General features: G+C 40.4%; 18 protein-coding genes and 1 pseudogene. 7 read left to right on the top strand and 12 right to left on the bottom strand.

The features are described 5' to 3' along the window. Nucleotides 1-61 precede the first annotated feature (61 nt). The 9 genes from KHB02_RS05580 to KHB02_RS05620 form a co-directional block, all read right to left on the bottom strand. A complete protein-coding gene (locus tag KHB02_RS05580; RefSeq protein ID WP_213143860.1) occupies nucleotides 62-697 on the bottom strand; it encodes a PadR family transcriptional regulator in 636 nt (211 codons plus the stop codon). A 74-nt stretch (nucleotides 698-771) separates the two neighbouring features. Beyond that, a complete protein-coding gene (locus KHB02_RS05585; RefSeq protein ID WP_213143859.1) occupies nucleotides 772-1,491 on the bottom strand; it encodes a HoxN/HupN/NixA family nickel/cobalt transporter in 720 nt (239 codons plus the stop codon). 63 nt (nucleotides 1,492-1,554) lie between these two features. Continuing rightward, nucleotides 1,555-2,379 carry an urease accessory protein UreD gene (locus tag KHB02_RS05590; protein ID WP_213143858.1) on the bottom strand — a complete coding sequence of 275 codons (825 nt, stop codon included), beginning with the start codon at nucleotides 2,377-2,379 and terminating at the stop codon, nucleotides 1,555-1,557. 1 nt (nucleotide 2,380) lies between these two features. Further along, nucleotides 2,381-2,992, bottom strand: a complete 612-nt coding sequence (gene ureG / locus KHB02_RS05595) for an urease accessory protein UreG (RefSeq protein ID WP_213143857.1) — start codon at nucleotides 2,990-2,992, stop codon at nucleotides 2,381-2,383. Between the two features lie 21 nt (nucleotides 2,993-3,013). Continuing rightward, nucleotides 3,014-3,700 (bottom strand): urease accessory protein UreF, encoded by a 687-nt coding sequence (locus tag KHB02_RS05600; protein ID WP_213143856.1) that lies wholly within the window; start codon nucleotides 3,698-3,700, stop codon nucleotides 3,014-3,016. Beyond that, entirely contained in the window at nucleotides 3,693-4,148 is a 456-nt protein-coding gene (gene ureE / locus KHB02_RS05605; RefSeq protein WP_213143855.1) for an urease accessory protein UreE, read from the bottom strand. The genes KHB02_RS05600 and ureE overlap by 8 nt, the downstream gene beginning before the upstream one ends. An 11-nt stretch (nucleotides 4,149-4,159) precedes the next feature. Then, a complete protein-coding gene (ureC, locus tag KHB02_RS05610; RefSeq protein WP_213143854.1) occupies nucleotides 4,160-5,872 on the bottom strand; it encodes an urease subunit alpha in 1,713 nt (570 codons plus the stop codon). After that, nucleotides 5,869-6,192, bottom strand: a complete 324-nt coding sequence (locus tag KHB02_RS05615; protein WP_213143853.1) for an urease subunit beta — start codon at nucleotides 6,190-6,192, stop codon at nucleotides 5,869-5,871. The genes ureC and KHB02_RS05615 overlap by 4 nt, the downstream gene beginning before the upstream one ends. Before the next feature lie 23 nt (nucleotides 6,193-6,215). After that, nucleotides 6,216-6,518 carry an urease subunit gamma gene (locus KHB02_RS05620; protein ID WP_213143852.1) on the bottom strand — a complete coding sequence of 101 codons (303 nt, stop codon included), beginning with the start codon at nucleotides 6,516-6,518 and terminating at the stop codon, nucleotides 6,216-6,218. Nucleotides 6,519-6,795: 277 nt separating this feature from the next. On the opposite strand from KHB02_RS05620, the gene KHB02_RS05625 reads away from it, so the two are divergent. From KHB02_RS05625 to KHB02_RS05650, 6 genes are all read left to right on the top strand, one after another. Beyond that, entirely contained in the window at nucleotides 6,796-7,740 is a 945-nt protein-coding gene (locus KHB02_RS05625; RefSeq protein WP_213143851.1) for an urea transporter, read from the top strand. A 265-nt stretch (nucleotides 7,741-8,005) separates the two neighbouring features. Further along, complete coding sequence (locus KHB02_RS05630; RefSeq protein WP_213143850.1) at nucleotides 8,006-8,692, top strand: response regulator transcription factor; 687 nt, start codon at nucleotides 8,006-8,008, stop codon at nucleotides 8,690-8,692. A 3-nt stretch (nucleotides 8,693-8,695) separates the two neighbouring features. Then, a complete protein-coding gene (locus KHB02_RS05635; protein WP_213143849.1) occupies nucleotides 8,696-10,084 on the top strand; it encodes a HAMP domain-containing sensor histidine kinase in 1,389 nt (462 codons plus the stop codon). 43 nt (nucleotides 10,085-10,127) lie between these two features. Further along, entirely contained in the window at nucleotides 10,128-10,676 is a 549-nt protein-coding gene (locus KHB02_RS05640) for a PepSY domain-containing protein (RefSeq protein WP_213143848.1), read from the top strand. Nucleotides 10,677-10,841: 165 nt separating this feature from the next. Then, a complete protein-coding gene (locus KHB02_RS05645) occupies nucleotides 10,842-11,408 on the top strand; it encodes a PepSY domain-containing protein (RefSeq protein WP_213143847.1) in 567 nt (188 codons plus the stop codon). A gap of 40 nt (nucleotides 11,409-11,448) precedes the next feature. Continuing rightward, nucleotides 11,449-11,664 (top strand): DUF5342 family protein, encoded by a 216-nt coding sequence (locus KHB02_RS05650; protein WP_213143846.1) that lies wholly within the window; start codon nucleotides 11,449-11,451, stop codon nucleotides 11,662-11,664. 159 nt (nucleotides 11,665-11,823) lie between these two features. Here KHB02_RS05650 and KHB02_RS05655 read toward each other — a convergent pair whose 3' ends face one another. After that, on the bottom strand, nucleotides 11,824-12,735 hold the full coding sequence (locus tag KHB02_RS05655; RefSeq protein WP_213143845.1) for a hypothetical protein: 912 nt from the start codon (nucleotides 12,733-12,735) through the stop codon (nucleotides 11,824-11,826). 149 nt (nucleotides 12,736-12,884) lie between these two features. After that, on the bottom strand, nucleotides 12,885-13,619 hold the full coding sequence (locus tag KHB02_RS05660) for a hypothetical protein (RefSeq protein ID WP_213143844.1): 735 nt from the start codon (nucleotides 13,617-13,619) through the stop codon (nucleotides 12,885-12,887). Between the two features lie 343 nt (nucleotides 13,620-13,962). Between KHB02_RS05660 and KHB02_RS05665 the strand changes: the two are divergent. Next, nucleotides 13,963-14,142 (top strand): annotated as a pseudogene (locus KHB02_RS05665) (YdbC family protein); the annotation flags it as partial. 105 nt (nucleotides 14,143-14,247) lie between these two features. Here KHB02_RS05665 and KHB02_RS05670 read toward each other — a convergent pair. After that, nucleotides 14,248-17,430, bottom strand: a complete 3,183-nt coding sequence (locus KHB02_RS05670; RefSeq protein ID WP_213143843.1) for a tetratricopeptide repeat protein — start codon at nucleotides 17,428-17,430, stop codon at nucleotides 14,248-14,250. Nucleotides 17,431-17,496: the final 66 nt, after the last annotated feature.

A 17,496-nucleotide genomic window follows, 5' to 3' on the forward strand; every position in this document is an offset into this window, starting at 1 on the left:
CCTTGCTAGTTTCCTTTAGCAATAGAGGTTCGCTTTTTCGAGAAATCCACTATACAAGTATTCACCCTAAAATGAAGCACAAGAACCGTCCCTCTGTCCCAATTCCATATTGGAGAAGTTTTCCCGCGAAGGTCATAGATAGGAGGGGGATGTTTATTTTTTTGTTTTTGAGCAGGTTTAGGACCCATTGGCACCAGGCTTTTTCCTCTTGGGCAAGTCTGAATTTCCGGTGGAATAGGAGGTAGCGGCCAAAGTTTTTGGAATTGGTCTCCAGTTCTTGGGTCTCTTCTATTTTTTTGATTTTGCCGGAAAGTCTGGTGACAGATTCTTCTAATTTTGCCATCCGGTCATGGATTAATTTTATCGATTTTTCCTCATCGGCAACCCAGGAAGAATAGACCTTGATAAGAAATTCATCTCTATTCACGGGGTCAGACGGTGTTTTGACCATCCAGTTTTCTAACGCCTCTTTGCCCTTTTCTGTGATGGAAAAAATCTTTTTATTTGGCCTTCCCATTTGTTCGACAAATTCATGGACTAGAAGTCCCTTATCCTCCAACTTGGTTAGAAGCGGATAAATTTGACTATGTTTGGCCGGCCATATGGGATCTAAATAATTCACTAATTCGTATCCGGTACAAGGCTTTCTGCCGATAACACTAAGAATCGCATATCCCAGAGTATTGATAGCAATCACCCCAATCTTTAAACCACGGCATCCAAATATCCTCTGTAAATGCTGCAGTTTACGGTGCTATAAGTATAGCATTCTTATATCCAGAGGTGAAATAAACCTTCATTGACACCAATATTATACATATAGTATACACCAAAAACAGTACTAATGACACCGGTAAATAATCCTAAAGACCCACTGATGCTCTTACGTTTCTTGCTTAACACAAAGGGAATTCCAATTATGGTCGTAAAGAAAAGCATGCCGATCACCGTTCCTAATCCAAATATGAGGATATAAACAGCGGCTTCTCCTACGCTTTTTACTGTACTCATGGTTAGCAGAATCATCGCTCCGCTCCCTGCAAGACCATGAACCAAACCGATTACCGTTGATCCTAAGTACGTCACCTTTTTATGCTTATGCTGGTGATTATGTTTGCCGCTATTTATATGAGAATGGACATGCTTATGCTCCTCAACATCATCATCATGTTTATGAGAGTGTATATGGATATTTTTAAAAGAAATAATGGTTTTAATTCCAAGAAAAACAAGCATAATTCCGACTAAAAATTCTAAAGACATGGCCCATTTCTCTGGTATTTCACCCTTCATCAAAATGACAATAATACCGACGATAAATAATGTGACAGTGTGGCCAATCCCCCAAAATACTCCAGCTAAAGAAGCCTGCCATAGCTTTTTGCTTTGGCTTGCAATGGTTGATACTGCAATCACATGATCGGGTTCAATGGCGTGCTTAATTCCCAAAATCAGGCCCAATGCCAGCACAGACAATAACGTAGCATCCATAAGATTTCTCCTCTACTTTCTAGTAAAAACCCAGCAATCCTAACAATTGCTGGGTTATGAACATTAATATTTTCTTAAAAAACTTGGCTTCTTGTTAAACCATTCTTGACTTAGAATCGAATGTAAGTCAGAAAATACTTTTTCAACAGTTTGTGTGGTATTGGCTAATACCCGAACGGTAAACCCTGGAACAGAAAGCTGCGAGATCCCTAGTTTATATTCCTCTGGGTTGTGAGGTAAAGCCTGATATAACCGATCAAGCAGGTCAGGAGTTGTTTTTTCCTCTATCACGATCATTGATCCTAAATGCGAATAGCCCTCCATCAAACCGATCCCATCCATGTTTTGTGAAACTGGATTTAATTTAATATGATCAAATACAACCAGCTCATCGTCCAAATAAATTTCATTGATAAGCTGAAGCAAATCATAGCTAAATCGATTTCCATCGGGCGACCATCCCGGGGTAATGATATCGGAGTAAAGAAGGGAACTCCCTTTTTCTATATAAAACACGTTTTTTTGTTTATAACGTGCATGTTGATAACCGATAAGCGGGTCCGGAATATACTCAAGATAACTCCCTTCTTTTAAATGAAATTCAGCTTCCTGATAGGCATGCGAATGAGGTGTCTTATAAATTTTGGTTGCCGATTGTGTGGTTAAGGTTAATTGCGCCTGCTTCTCTAAAGAAATATTCATTTGATAGCGGTCGCCGTCTAAATAACCGCCGCCAGGATTTAAAATATAATAGCAGGCCTGGCCGGAATCATCATGATAGACGGGACGCATGACTTTAAACGCCCCTTGGAAATAAACATCCTTCGCTATCGTCTTCCCGTTTTTTGCTTCCGCGCCTAAACGCAAAACTCCTGTCCAGTCCTCCATCTTACTCCAATCCTTTTAAAAGCGCATTTTTCTTAATCCAGTCTATGACTTGATCAAGACCGTCATTTTCTTTCAAATTAGTAAAAACAAAAGGCTTGTTGCCACGGAAAACCTTCGTGTCCGACGCCATCACCTCAAGACTTGCACCAACGAACGGAGCTAAATCTGTTTTATTAATAATAAATAAGTCCGATTTAATCATACCTTGTCCGCCTTTACGCGGAATTTTTTCCCCTTGTGCAACATCGATAATATAGATGGAAAAATCAACGAGTTCTGGGCTGAAAGTGGCTGCCAGGTTATCTCCGCCACTTTCGACAAAAATTAGTTCCACATCGGGATGCTTTGCCTTTAATTCATCAATGGCGGCAAAGTTCATCGATGCATCTTCACGAATCGCTGTATGTGGACAGCCGCCAGTTTCCACACCGATAATACGGTCAGCTGGAAGCACGCCATTTTTCATTAAGAATTGGGCATCTTCTTTTGTATAAATATCATTTGTGACAACTGCCATACTAAGTTCATCTTTTAAAAAACGGGTTAATTTTTCTACTAACATCGTTTTGCCTGCACCGACAGGTCCGCCTACACCAATTTTAATTGGTTCCATTTCTAACACTTCCTCTTTCTATTAAGACATAAATATTCGAATATTTACTCGTTCATGCTTCATTTGAGATAATTCCAGTCCAGGAGAGACAATTCCAAAATCTTCTTCTTCTAAACTTTGGATTTTTTCGGCAGCGTTGATTAATGCTGCTTGAAACTCCTGGATTGATTTCTGACCGGCCGTTTGCCCTAACGGAATCGCCCGCACCGCATTTTGGACAAGACTTGAAACGGTAGAATATAAATAATACATAGTGGTGGTTTTTTTAGGAACTCCTAGATGATGACCAACGATTGTAAAAACAATGGCCGGATGACCGAAGGATTGTTTATTCTTGATTCGCTCTCGATAGACTGCAAGAATTGGAATATCATAGAGTGATTCCACGAGATTCAACATTCGGTCACCGATTCGCTGCGTTCCTTCCCGCGTTTCGCGGGGTAAATTTTGCACCATCAGCATCCGGTCCAATTTCCACACCTTTTCTAGATCTTCCTTCTCCAATGCCTCATAAACAAGGCGGGAAGCAAGCCCATCTGAATAGATGAGCTGCTCGTTGACATACACATGAAGCCATTCTAAGAATGAGGCTTTATCATGAACTTTATCTTCTTGAATATAGCTCTCAAGCCCATACGAGTGACTAAATGCCCCAGTCGGAAAATTCGAATCACACAGCTGAAATAAGGATAACATTTGATCATTCATGGCTATGACCTATATGACGAAATGCTTGCTTTACTTTGCGATCCTCCCGTTTATAAGGGATCTGCAGATTTTGAAGTAATTCTTCTACAAGATAATCGTACTGAACAAGCATCTCGTCCCCTTCAAATTGGGCTGGCAAGTGGCGATTCCCTAATTGATGGGCAATCGTTCCCATTTCATTCATGCTGCGCGGGCAAATAATCAATAAATCATCTGATATCACATCGATAATAATCATGTTTTTATCATCCATATATAAAACATCACCAGCAACAAGGTCACGCGGCTCTTTTAAACGAATGCCGATTTCTGTGCCGTGATCTGTTGTGACGCGCTGAATTCGTTTCACTAAATGGGCACTTTCGAGGTAGACTTTTTCCTTATGACGTTTCGCTATCTCTTCTTTATCCATTTGTTCAATATTCGTTACGATTTGTTCGATTATCAAAACCTTCACCTCTAAAATAGGAAATATCGTTGCCCCATCGGTACCTTATCAACAGGGTCACAGGTAATTACTTCCCCGTTAACTCTTACTTCATACGTTTGCGGATCCACCGTAATTTCAGGTGTTTCAGAATTCAGCTTCATATCTTTTTTCGTTAATTTGCGGATTCCCCGAACAGGAAGAATTAATTTTTGCAAGCCAAGCTTTTCATGGACCTTATCGTCAAATGCTGCCTGCGAAATAAAAGTAATGGAAGAGCTTGTAAGAGCTTTGCCAAGCTGGGCATACATCGGACGGTAAATCACCGGCTGCGGTGTTGGAATCGACGCGTTTGCATCACCCATTAAACCTTCCACCACAAAGCCGCTTTTAATCACCATTTCAGGTTTCACACCGAAAAAGGCAGGATCCCAAACGACTAGGTCGGCAATTTTTCCAACCTCAATTGAGCCTACGTATTCAGAAATACCATGAGTAATGGCTGGGTTAATCGTATATTTGGCGACATAGCGCTTTGCACGATTATTATCGGCAAGCTCCTTGTCTCCTTCTAAAATACCTCTTTGTTTCTTCATTTTGTCAGCTGTCTGCCATGTACGTAAAATCACTTCACCAACGCGTCCCATTGCCTGAGCATCGGAGCTGACCATACTGAATACACCCATATCCTGAAGAATATCTTCTGCAGCAATGGTTTCTTTGCGAATCCGTGAATCTGCAAATGCAAGATCTTCCGGAATCGATGGGTTTAAGTGGTGGCACACCATTAACATATCTAGGTGCTCATCTACTGTATTAACCGTATACGGTAAAGTTGGGTTCGTAGATGATGGCAGAACATTCATATAACCTGCTGATTTAATTAAGTCTGGAGCATGTCCGCCGCCAGCCCCTTCTGTATGGTACATATGAATGACCCGATCTTTTAGAGCGGCCATTGTATTTTCCATAAAGCCTGCTTCATTTAACGTATCCGCATGAAGGGCAACCTGTACATCATATTTTTCAGCTACCTTTAGAGCATTATCAAGCGCGGATGGGGTTGCTCCCCAGTCTTCATGGACCTTAAGGCCGATGACACCTGCACGTACCTGTTCTGCCAGCGGCTCTTCTGAAGCAGCCTGACCTTTACCAGTAAACCCGACATTAATTGGCATTCCCTCTGCTGCTTCCAGCATCCGGTGGATATGCCATTCACCCGGTGTTACAGTGGTGGCCTTTGAACCTGCCGCAGGGCCTGTTCCTCCACCAATCAGGGTCGTTAATCCTGAAGCTAATGCAGTTCTGATTTGTTCAGGGTTAATAAAGTGCACGTGGGTATCAATCCCGCCGGCAGTAACGATCATCCCTTCACCAGCAATTACTTCTGTACCAGCCCCGATGATTATGTCCACGTTGTTCATAATTAATGGATTACCCGCTTTACCAATCCCGGCAATTTTTCCATCACGGATACCGATATCGGCTTTGTAAATACCCGTATAGTCTAAAATAACCGCATTGGTGATAACGACATCAGCGATTCCATCGCCTCGTGTGACAAGTGGATGCTGTCCCATTCCGTCGCGGATGACCTTACCGCCGCCAAATACGACTTCATCCCCATAAGTGGTGTAGTCTTTCTCAATCTGAATCGTTAAGTCTGTGTCTGCTAAACGAATCGAATCTCCTGTAGTCGGACCATACATTTGAGCATATTGATTTCTTGTCATTTTAAAACTCATTTGCTGCACCCCTTTTCTACTGATCCATCGACCTTATTGTTAAAGCCAAATACACGGCGCTCTCCAGCAAAGTCTACTAAATCAATTTCTTTTTCGTCGCCTGGCTCAAAACGAACCGCAGCCCCTGCTGGAATATTCAGCCGTTTTCCGAATGCTTCGTCCCGATTAAATTTCAAAGCATCATTTACTTCGAAAAAATGAAAATGCGATCCTACTTGAACTGGGCGGTCCCCAGTATTGATGACCGTTAGTTTCGATGCTGTTCGATCAGCATTACAGATAATTTCTTCTTCTTTTAAAAATAATTGTCCCGGAATCATTTCATTACTCCTCCCGTCATTTGTTATTTAATTGGACTATGTACAGTCACAAGTTTTGTTCCGTCAGGAAAAGTTGCTTCAACTTGAATATCATGGATCATTTCGGGAATACCTTCCATCACATCTTCACGTGACAAAATGGTTGTTCCGTATTCCATTAATTGGGCAACTGTTTTTCCATCCCGTGCACCTTCTAAAACTTCATAGGTAATAAGAGCGACTGCTTCTGGGTAATTCAGCTTCAATCCTCTGTCTTTTCGACGCTTTGCAAGGTCTGCAGCCACTACAATCATGAGTTTGTCGATCTCGCGTGGTAATAGTTTCATAGATATACCTCCTCTAATTTTTTGCATAATAATATGACAGAACCCGCCAAAAGGCAGTTCTGTCATTACTCGCCGGAAATCAATGAATCCTGAACATCACGATATATGTTAATGAAGGAATATCATGACGATGAAAATATCTGATTGATTCCCAATGATTTATACTATATCATCATAATTACCATATATCAATTTTTATATATTAATAAATTTATATATGTAAAAAAATATATCTTTTAGCAGTTTTTATGAAATTACAAAAAAGGAGATTAAGAGGATGAAGACAGACGTACCAAAATCTTTAAAGGGTGGGAAGTTTTATCCCTTCCTAAGAGCATCCCTCAAAGGAATCTCTCAGGTCATATTGATTGAGAATTCCATCACCGGATTACTAATCCTAATTGCCATTGCCATTTCTTCTATTTATTTAGGGGTGATTGCACTGCTGTCCGCCATGATTGGGACATTCACAGCGATGTTGGGGGGCGCCGATAAAGAATCTATCGATCAAGGTTTGTTAGGGTATAACTCCGTCCTAACGGGAATGGCTTTGGCATTATTCTTACAGGGGCCTTATATGTGGATTGTGGCTTTAGCTGGTGCTGTAGTAGCAGCCGTTTTGACGGCCGCAATGATGCATTTTATGAAAAATACAAAGGTACCTATTTTAACGTTTCCTTTTATTGTTCTGACATGGTTAATGCTGCTTGCGGCTTATAAATTAAAACATTTATCATTAAGCGCTTCCTTAGTCCCTCAGGATTTGGCAAACTGGCAGCTAAATATTGCGGGAAAAGTGAATTTATTGGATGGGATTTTCCATGGGATTGGGCAAGTGTTTTTTCTTAATAATACATGGTCTGGTATTCTTGTTTTTATTGCTGTTTTTTGGGGAAGCAGAAAACTGGGAATGTACGCAGCGATTGGAAATGCAGCGGCCATCATCATAGCCTATGTTCTAGGCGGAGAACACTCCTTAATCGTCTTAGGACTCTACGGCTACAACGCCATCCTAACCATCATTGCCGTATCCGGTGTATTTAATGAGAAGCATAATCGTTATAACCTACCATCAGGCATCCTTGCCGCCTGTCTAACCGTACCCATTACAGCAGGACTCAGCACATGGCTCCTCCCCTACGGCCTCCCCGCCCTAACCATGCCATTCGTCCTCTCCACCTGGCTCATCCTCGGAGCCAGAAAAACCATGCCGAATTTGTAAGGCATGATGATGCATGGGGACGGTTATTCTGCCTCATTCTTTCTGAGGCAAAGGGACGGTTCTTCTGCTTCAAAATGGTTGATTCAAAGGAAACACGGGGATGGTCCTCAGGAGCAAACGTGTTTTGATGCATGAGAACTATCCCCGTGTCCCACTTGATGCATGAGAACCGTCCCCATGCACCACTTTTACGCTCTACTGGATATTTATTTACAGTTGTGGTAAATTCCATTTTGCATAGGGCAGGTAAACCAAGGAGGTCCATATGAGTAAAGGGAAGATATTGATTGTTGAGGATGAAAGGAAAATTGCACGCTTGATTCAATTAGAGCTTGAGCATGAAGGGTATGAGACAGGTACTGCCTACACGGGGTTGGAGGGTTATTCATTATTTAAACAAGAAAATTGGGACCTGCTGTTATTGGATGTGATGCTGCCTGAATTAAGCGGCCTTGAAGTGTTAAGGAGAATCCGCACTGCCAATGACCAAACCCCCGTGATTTTACTAACTGCCCGCGATGCCTTGCCTGATAAAGTGAGCGGATTAGATTTAGGGGCCAACGACTATATTACCAAGCCATTTCGAATTGAAGAATTACTTGCTCGGATTCGTGTATGGCTCAGGCAATCAGTCCTCCAAGAAGAACCAGCTGATTCCTCTCTAAGCATAGGAGATTTAACCATCAATCAAAAAACACGGGAAGTAGTCCGTGCCAGCCAGTCCATCGAATTAACACCGACTGAATATGATTTACTTCTATACTTAGTACAGCATCAAAACCAAGTCCTAACATTTGATCAACTGTTATCAAATGTATGGGGGTTTGATTATTACGGTGACAGCAATGTCGTCTATGTATACATACGTTATTTACGCAAAAAGATTGACGCCCCATTTTCAAAACCTTATATTCACACCATTCGCGGTGTTGGATATATGTTAAAGGAATAAGGTATGAAGATTCAAACGAAAATCATCTTTACATCTACCATCTGGCTATTAATTCTTCTGGTATTAGCTAATAGTTCCATTTTTTTTATTTTTAAAAAAACAATGACGGATCACGCAATTGAACGAATTCAAACAGAGAGCAGCAATATAATAGAAGGAGTAAAACAAGCAAACCCTTCTTCCGTTAATTTTGCAAATTTATTACGCGCTTATTTGCCGCCAAATGGAATGATCCGGATTCTACCTCCAAAGGGCAAACCCATTCTGGTAGTGATGAAAAATAACTTCAAGCTGCAAGACCTTCCGTATTCCTATAAAGCAGGTGAACATATGGCCGTTGAAAGGGTGGATCAACATTTATATGCGGTAGGAAAAACACCGATGATTTGGACCCATGGCGATATCGTTTCACTAGAAGTAATAGAACCCTTAACAGATGTCGAACATTCACTAAGCATCCTACAGGTAATTTTAGTAGTCGCGTCTCTCGTCATTTTAATTCCAACGATTATTGGCGGCCGCATACTAAGCCAAATTATCCTTGGTCCCATCAAAGCACTTATTCAGACAATGGAAGAGATACAGGAATCAAGAACGTTTAAAAAAATTAGCAGAGACCGCCCCTCAAAAGATGAGCTCGACCAAATGGCCAACACGTTTAACAACATGATGGAGTTATTAGAGAGAAGTTATAAGAAGCAGGAACAATTCGTTTCAGATGCATCTCATGAATTAAAAACTCCCCTTACCGTGATTGAAAGCTACGCTAGTATGTTAAAACGCTGGGGAATGGAACGGCCTGATATTTTGGAAGAGGCAATCGATGCCATTCATTCCGAGTCAATCCGGATGAAACAGCTTACGGGGCAGATGCTTTTACTAGCAAAGGGTGATACGCAGTGGGAACTAAAAATTGAGAAAATAGATGTGGCAGACATTTGCCGCGAAACCGCGAAGTATCTTCAGCAGGCGTTTGAACGCAAGATTTCAATTCATCTCAACACAGACCATCCATTAATGATGGCTGATGGAAAGAAAATAAAACAGTTGCTCTATATTTTAGTCGACAATGCTATCAAATACAGCGAAAAACCGATAGACATCTCGATTTCTCGAAGCAACCATTCTTTGCTTCTTGCGATTACCGATTATGGAATCGGCATTCCAAAAGATGAATTAGCACGTGTATACGAGCGATTTTTCCGAGTAGATAAAGCCAGAAGCCGTGATACTGGCGGTTCAGGGTTAGGTTTGCCCATCGCCAAGAAAATTGTTGCTGCCCATAACGGCGAAATTCACATTGACAGTGAGGAAGGAAAAGGAACAACGGTTACGTTAAAATTCCCGCTCCACTTCTCCAACGATTCTAAGGTATCTTTAATAGAGGATTAAACAACCTATGATACACTGTCTCAACAACAGAAGAGGTGAATGGATGAAAAAAATAGCGACAGGCATTTTGCTAATCCTTATCATAGGCGCTCTGGGCTGGTATGGTGCAACAATGGCGTTCAATCGTTCCCATCCCTCCCTTTCGGAAGACAAGGTCAGCCAAATGATTTTGAACAAATACGGCGGAATGATTCAGAACATAAGCATGATTCAAGAAAACTATAAATTGACTCTTGTTAAAGATCAGATTAAATATGACATCATTGTAAATGGCCGAACGGGGGAAGTGCTCTCTATGACTAAACAAGGCGCACCTGACACAACGGATCGCAGGCAGCCAGAAACGAAGGAACCCCCACCTAGCAATAATGGGGTTGCTCCAGAAACCCCCATCGCCATCGAAAAAGCAAAAGCATTAGCATTAGAAAAAGTAAGCGGCACAATCACTTCGGCGAAATTAGATGAAGAAGATGGTGAACTGGTATACGAGATTGAAATCAAACAATCGAAATCTAAGAAGGCAGAAGTGATCATTAATGCCTATTCGGGAAAAATTGAATCAATTACTTTTGAAACAGAGGATGAAGATTAAACGTGCGGCGTAATGCTGCACGTTTTTTTTTCAAAAAATGGAGGGGTTTAATGCTGTCATGAGGTATTCTTCGATATTTCTAAGAGAATTTTAAACTTCTCCTTCAATTTCTTTAAAATTGATTGGTTATGATGTAGTTACTAACAAACAAGGAGGTTATCAAGAATGAACTTCTTTTCCATTCTATTAACAGGTAGTTTACTCACAGGCGGTTTAGGCGCAAGTGCTTATGCGTTGACAAATCATCAGCAAACGGCAGCACAAACAAATGAAACAGTAAAGACAATTAGTGAAATAAAAGCAAAAGAAATCGCCTTAGGCGCATCAAAAGGCGGGCTCGTAACAAAGTGCGAGCTGGATCAGGATAACGGCATGACAAAATATGAAATTACGATCATAAAGCAAAATGAAGAATTTGAAGTGGAAGTAAATGCAGAAACCGGAAAGGTCTTGAAATTGGAACAGGAATTGCAAGATAAGGCTGGGGATGAGAATAAGGCTGAACATATGAATGAGGCTCCTCTTCAAGGTGTTACACCGACTATTTCATTAGAAAACGCCAAGAAAGCAGCCTTGGATACAATCAAAGGCTCCATTACGGAAGCAGAATTGGATGATGAGGACAAGCAGCTCGTCTACGAAGTGGACATATTGACAGCTGATCATCGTGAAGCAGAGGTTAAAGTAGATGCAGTAAGCGGGAAAGTTTTAAGCACGGAATTTAGTGATTAAATCATCCAGCAATTGAAGAAAAATTCTAGGAGGGTTCCATATGTTTCAAAATTTCGAGGTTAAACCAATGTTTGAAAACCAATACCACCAACGCCATCAATTTTCATTAAAAATGAAAGGACATACCTACCAAGGGATTTTCCGAAACGGAAAAATCCAATGGTTCCATCCAACCCCACAATCCAAACTCGAAAAAAAGGTCGTTCAACAGGTAGAAACCAAAGTCAATGATCTCATGACACGCCACCTGGCATAAGGCACGGGTGAGGCATGGGGACGGTTCTCGTGCTTCATTTTCTTCATGGGGTGAGGCATGGGGACGGTTCTCGTGCTTCATTTTTTTCATGGGGTGAGGCACGGGGACGGTTCTCATGCTTCATTTTTTCATAGGGTGAGGCATGAGAACCGTCCCACGTCACATCCAATATCGATTGGAGTCGAACATTCCTTTGATGTGTTGGCCGTTTGTGGTGAGTTTTTTTCGGATTTCCATGTTTCGTTGGTGGTCCCATCTCCAGGGTCTTCTTAGTTCGGCGATGATATATAGATTGTAAGTTAGTGAGTTTTGGACAAAGTGGATGAGGTCCTGGGGGGTGTAGTTGTCATGGAGATTTTCGATTAGCAGAATTTCCTCTTCAATCATATCGATGCCGCTTAAAATCCACCGTCGTGCCTGGTCCCTATGCGTTTCGAGTGAATCCGAATCAGCTGAATTAATAAAATATAAAACATCTCTCAAGTAAGAAAGTTGTTTTTTATGGAGAGAAATCAAATATACATAGAGATTTTTATATCTTTTGTTATCTAAACCATCAAAAGCAAACTCCGCTGCCTGATGAATTTCTGATACTGCCTTCTGAAAATTCTCCCGGTCACTGTCAGTCAAAAAAATCTTTTCAGAATAAGGAATTCCCACAAGCTGAACAAGACGGTTGAGATACCATTCTGCATAAAAACTATAGCCACTATAAATCTCAAATTGCTTCCTCAGCCCTTCTCTCCTTCTTTTTTCCTCATTCACATTCGTTGTCACGAAAACGATAAAAATCGAGGTAAAGAAAAACGTCCGCAAATCCCATAGGGCATCGTACCAGGTATGATATTTTTCCATCATAATACCTATTGGAATGATGACAAGGCTAAAGATCACGGCACATACGAAGACAATAATCAGGTTCCTCGACCTAAGCAGCACCCTTTTTAAGCCCCGAAAAATTCGCCTGCTCAACAACCATAACATTTGCCCCCAAATATAGAAACCATCCCGCAAATTAATCCGATAGGTCGACTTTTTATAGCGCACCCAAATATTCCATTTCCGTTTCAAATGGACAAATCCCTTCTATACGGATTTCTGTACCACTTAAATTTATATTAAGGAAATAGCGGGAATATGTCTTGATGCATGGGGACGGTCCTTATGCATCATCCTACTAAAGTCAAATAAAAGTGAGGCATTAGAACCGTCCCCATGCCTCACTTTGCGAAACGCTGTGAAAGTCTTCCTAGTATGGTGATTCCAATTATGAATGGGGCTGTCCAATAATGTATGATGCTAACGAGGTTAAAGCCCCAGATTCCCCATTGGTATAGTGTGTAAAGTGAATGAACGACATACCATGCTAGCAATACTGTTGAAGCTAGGCACAGTGCAGGCAGTCTGTATAGAAGGAGCTTCTGTTTTTCTACAAAGTTTCCTTTTGTCATTTTCCTTTTCTTAATCCAATCCATCCCATTCTCTATTACCCATACAATCGACCAGCTTAATAGCGGCGCTTTAATGATGTATCCGTACGCCACCTGTGTAGCTGGGTCCGTTAATATATTACTGCCAAGCGCTAAATTTAATAATACAGCTAAACCGAGTGCCACAAAAAACAGAATGCCCATTCCTGTAAGAATTACTGACACATATTTGATCGGCCAGAGGTCCTTCGATAAGAGCGTGTATATAACAAACAGTGTATATAGTAAGCCGAATATCCATTCTGCATGAAATAGTGCGGCCCCCAAGGCGGTCATAACTACCCATATTCCGATTGTGGTTTCAGGATCACTTACCTTGCCTCTTCGGGACCGCTTCCTGCGAGATCCTTTAGGGATAAAACTTTTAAGGCTGGGGATCCTAGTCCTAGTTTTCCTCTTGGACCCCTTAGTACCGCTGCCGGTATACGCACCGCCGTCATATCCATCGTACCATTCATCATCCATGTTGAATTCCTCCAGTGATGTATTGTTCGTGTTGTGTAAGTTGGAAATAGGGATTATCTTCCAATTAGTCAGGCTCATTCATTTATTAGATCAGTATATCATTTTTTGATGCTAAGGGACGGTTCAAATGATCTAAACGTTGGTTAAGGAAGATGCATGGGGACGGTTCTCGTGCATCTTTTTCAAAAAGCTTAAATGAAATACACACCAGAGGAATGCCGCTATGATTTAATAGCTAAGCCTAAATTGGTACCTATAAATAGAAATGGAGACTGTTCTTATAAAACAAATGATCCCCTTCATCTAGGACTGTTCACAATCGGACCGGTTTTTTTCTGAAAGATTATCCGAATCACCTAAGGGATGGAGTAAGGAGCTGAATCTGGTTAGCTGAAACGGAAAAGAACCCAAGTATGATTTGCGGGATTGGGCACCCAGTCATGAAAAAATGGGAAAAGGCGTCACACTTTCAAAAGAGGAGCTACGGGCATTTAGGGATTTATTAAATGGGATGGGATTATGAACTTGAAAAGAAAGGGCTGACTACAAAAAGGAGTCAGCCCTTTTTTAGGGATTAATAGAGTCTCCAAATGATGCATGAGAACCGTCCCTATGCCTCACCCATGCCCTACCGGTTTCTTAATTCCGCAGCCCAATGCCAGCCTCCTTTTTCGAGCATGTCGTAATTCACTAAGAAGGGGGCGCTGCGTTTTATTTTTCTGAACTGTTGATAATATTTGTTGTAATCTTTTTTGAACTTTACCGCTTTAAAAAATTCTATTGCCAGTGCTATATACATGATAGTCTCGACATGGTAAGGTCCATAACAAGATTGTAAGAATTGAATTAATTCCTCGTATGCTTTTTTGGCTTCGGTGTATTCTCCAAGGTTTTCGTTTGCAATGGCCAGATTTATGAAAGAGTCTATTATATAATCTCTATATTTCTCGTTATCCTGTGAATCCATTTCTGCTATGATAGCCAGTGTTTTTTTGGCATATAAAGCTGATTGACCAAATTGGTGCATCATATTTTTAATGGTTGCCAATTGACGATGTACAAGCGGGGTGATATATTCATAGTCTTTTGATGCATTCTTGGAAATTTCCAAAAGTAAAGATAATATCGGTTCAGCTTCTTCAAACTTTTCACGATTGGTTAGAGTATTATTTAAAAATAAAAGGGAGAAAATTAAAAAACTTATAACCTCTTCGCTCTGAGTGTAATAGACCATCGTTTGGTCCCCGTCCACTTTAATTTCAACAACGGAATGGATTCCTTTTAATAACCATTCCTCTCCCTTTTCAAATTCGCCGTTGTTTGTATAGATCTTCCCGATATGATAATAGCTATTAATTAGTTTGATATTATCGCCAAACTCATATACATTCAGAGATTTTTTTAAATGCCTTAAAGCTCTTGCCGGCTTATCCTCATGAATTTCCATATAATAAATACCCAACCCTTGATGGAGAAGTGCTAACAGCTGCAAGCCATTAATGCTTAATTCCCCTTCAAATTCCTCTAATAACTTTATTCCTTGTTCAAAATATTCCCTCGCTTTTCTTACATCGGCAGCGGTATTTTTCTTCCAATGGGCATTACCTAGATCAAAGAGTGTCCTGGCAATTTGATAGGTGCTTTTATCTTCACTTTCCAGGTGCAGTTTCAGAACCCTTTCATAGATAGGAATGGCCGCATCCAGTTGGCCTGATTTAAAATACAGATCCCCTAAATCGCGTAACTCCAAAATAGTAGGAGTTCTTTTCGGACCAATGATGTTTTCGTAAATTTGCAAGGCTTGGGTTTTATAATAAATGGCCTCGTCATAATTAATCTCATTTTCTACGAAAGTATCACTGTATTCACCCAAAAGCTGTGCAGTCCTTAACTGCTTTCGGAGAGGATATTCTTCATATTCATTTTCAAAGTTTGGCCGAACCCTGTCCAAAACATCTCTAGCTAAGTCGCTTAATCCCAGCATGACCAACACTCTAACCGACAAAACAATTCCATAAAAAGGTAGACTTGCCTCAAAGGTTTTACGATGAAATTCATCTGCTTCATCAAATTTTTCCCTCGTAGCATTTAAGTATGCCTTCACCATGTAGTAATGAAATAAACCTGTTTCATCTTCTGAGGATTCCGCTAATTGCAGTTTCTCTCTAAGTCGTTCATGTTCTTGAAGAAAAATATCTAATTTAGAAAATTCACCCCTGAAGGCCAATTCATAATTTATTGCCGTTATTAATTCGATTTTTATAAGAATTTGTTCCCTCGTGTTTTCATCCAGTTTATTCAACAATTCATTACCTAAATAGGAAATAGGCTTCATTTCACCAGGGTCAAGTTTAAGTTCGATGGACCAAAAGATCAGGGATTGTGCTATCGCAACAAGCTCGGAAAGTTTGTTTAAATAGATGCCATGGTAACATATTTCTTTTATTAAAAAAGAATCCAGATCGGTTACAGGGTTTATCTTGTTCATCCTATCTTCCAGCGTTTGATGAAAATATATGAGCAAGCTTTCGTGAACATCTGTTAGTAATGCAGGATCCTCTTTTTCTAAACGTAACCTCAATGCTCGCCGCATCAAATCATGCATAGTGTAAAGTCCTTCATTCTGATTATAAGTAATGAATGAATACCTCAAAATGTCACTTGCCTGTTTCCTAATCCTTCTCTTTTTTAGATATTTATTTAGTAAGAATTGAAAAGTATCTTCTGTCCAAGATCGCGGAACGGATAAAATTTCTACGAGCTCTTTGCTTTCTTCACTCAAATAATTTATAAATCGGTCTACCGTCGTTTGAAGGTCCCCTTCAAAATCTTCCACTGCAGGGGTCCTCTGGTTTCCTATATTGTGGAATGTTTCCGTGGCTAATTCCAGATAAAACGGATGACCTTTCGTCGTTTGAAAAATCATGCTTCTAATTTCAGGCTGCATGATATGATTTTGTTGAAAAAATTTATTACAATCATCTTCACTTAAATTTTCGAGTTCGAATGGAACAACTATGATTTTTCCCATCCCCGCCTCATTAAAAGGAAACGGTTTTCGGCTAAAGGTAACCCAGTTGACTTGTGGCAGGGAGCTGATTAATTTTATCAGCCAATCTTGGTTTTCTGAGTGTACCTCCAAGGTATCAAGTATAATAACAGGTGTCCGAAATTCATATTTTTCTAGATACGCTTTTAAATCATCTGCCCACAATAATGGTAGGCTTTCCTCGATTTCCTCGTAGCTCATTTCTTTCAGCAAGTCTGATAGATGAAGCTTATCTTTCCTTCTATAAAAGAATTCCGAGACCACCTTCCCTCCCTGAGTCAGAAACTGCAGCCCTTTAGGGAGAGCATTAACAGGATTAATATCTGGGAGCGCTTGGTTAAATTGCCCCAACCCATAATCCGCAAGGTCAGAAAAAGTTACACCTACCTGTTTGCCTAAATTAGAAAGTTGAGATGTCTTATTGCAATAATCTTCATAAGCCAGATTAAATAACGGGAATTTTAGTCCATCACATTGCTTTAGCAAATTTGCAGTTAAACTGTTTAAGAACGGAATCATATCCCTCATTTTGAGAATCTCAAAATCGATAAACGACCATATAAATTCTTCCCTTTCCTGAAGAATTTTCAAGAACTGATTTCTTAATGAGCTCTTTCCAATTCCGCCTACCCCAAAGAAATGCAAGTTCGTGGAGCTGATGTCAGGATTATTCTCATTATTGATTTCTATGAAATCGATAAATTCATCGATATAGTTTTTTCTTCCGATAAAAACCTTTTTTTTGCTAAGTTCACTGAGCATACTATACACCACCGCCATTTTCCTTTTTAGTCCTTTACAATACAATTAAGTACAACCTACTTATGT

Source organism: Neobacillus citreus, assembly GCF_018343545.2.
Classification (GTDB): domain Bacteria; phylum Bacillota; class Bacilli; order Bacillales; family Cytobacillaceae; genus Neobacillus; species Neobacillus citreus.

Coding starts and splice junctions, on each gene's coding strand:
- KHB02_RS05620 (WP_213143852.1), bottom strand. CDS start 6,518: ATGAAACTATTACCACGCGAGATCGACAAACTCATGATTGTAGTGGCT.
- KHB02_RS05635 (WP_213143849.1), top strand. CDS start 8,696: ATGAAGATTCAAACGAAAATCATCTTTACATCTACCATCTGGCTATTA.
- KHB02_RS05640 (WP_213143848.1), top strand. CDS start 10,128: ATGAAAAAAATAGCGACAGGCATTTTGCTAATCCTTATCATAGGCGCT.
- ureG (WP_213143857.1), bottom strand. CDS start 2,992: ATGGAACCAATTAAAATTGGTGTAGGCGGACCTGTCGGTGCAGGCAAA.
- KHB02_RS05615 (WP_213143853.1), bottom strand. CDS start 6,192: ATGATTCCGGGACAATTATTTTTAAAAGAAGAAGAAATTATCTGTAAT.
- KHB02_RS05625 (WP_213143851.1), top strand. CDS start 6,796: ATGAAGACAGACGTACCAAAATCTTTAAAGGGTGGGAAGTTTTATCCC.
- KHB02_RS05600 (WP_213143856.1), bottom strand. CDS start 3,700: ATGAATGATCAAATGTTATCCTTATTTCAGCTGTGTGATTCGAATTTT.
- KHB02_RS05670 (WP_213143843.1), bottom strand. CDS start 17,430: ATGCTCAGTGAACTTAGCAAAAAAAAGGTTTTTATCGGAAGAAAAAAC.
- KHB02_RS05650 (WP_213143846.1), top strand. CDS start 11,449: ATGTTTCAAAATTTCGAGGTTAAACCAATGTTTGAAAACCAATACCAC.
- KHB02_RS05590 (WP_213143858.1), bottom strand. CDS start 2,379: ATGGAGGACTGGACAGGAGTTTTGCGTTTAGGCGCGGAAGCAAAAAAC.
- ureC (WP_213143854.1), bottom strand. CDS start 5,872: ATGAGTTTTAAAATGACAAGAAATCAATATGCTCAAATGTATGGTCCG.
- KHB02_RS05585 (WP_213143859.1), bottom strand. CDS start 1,491: ATGGATGCTACGTTATTGTCTGTGCTGGCATTGGGCCTGATTTTGGGA.
- KHB02_RS05630 (WP_213143850.1), top strand. CDS start 8,006: ATGAGTAAAGGGAAGATATTGATTGTTGAGGATGAAAGGAAAATTGCA.
- KHB02_RS05645 (WP_213143847.1), top strand. CDS start 10,842: ATGAACTTCTTTTCCATTCTATTAACAGGTAGTTTACTCACAGGCGGT.
- KHB02_RS05660 (WP_213143844.1), bottom strand. CDS start 13,619: ATGGATGATGAATGGTACGATGGATATGACGGCGGTGCGTATACCGGC.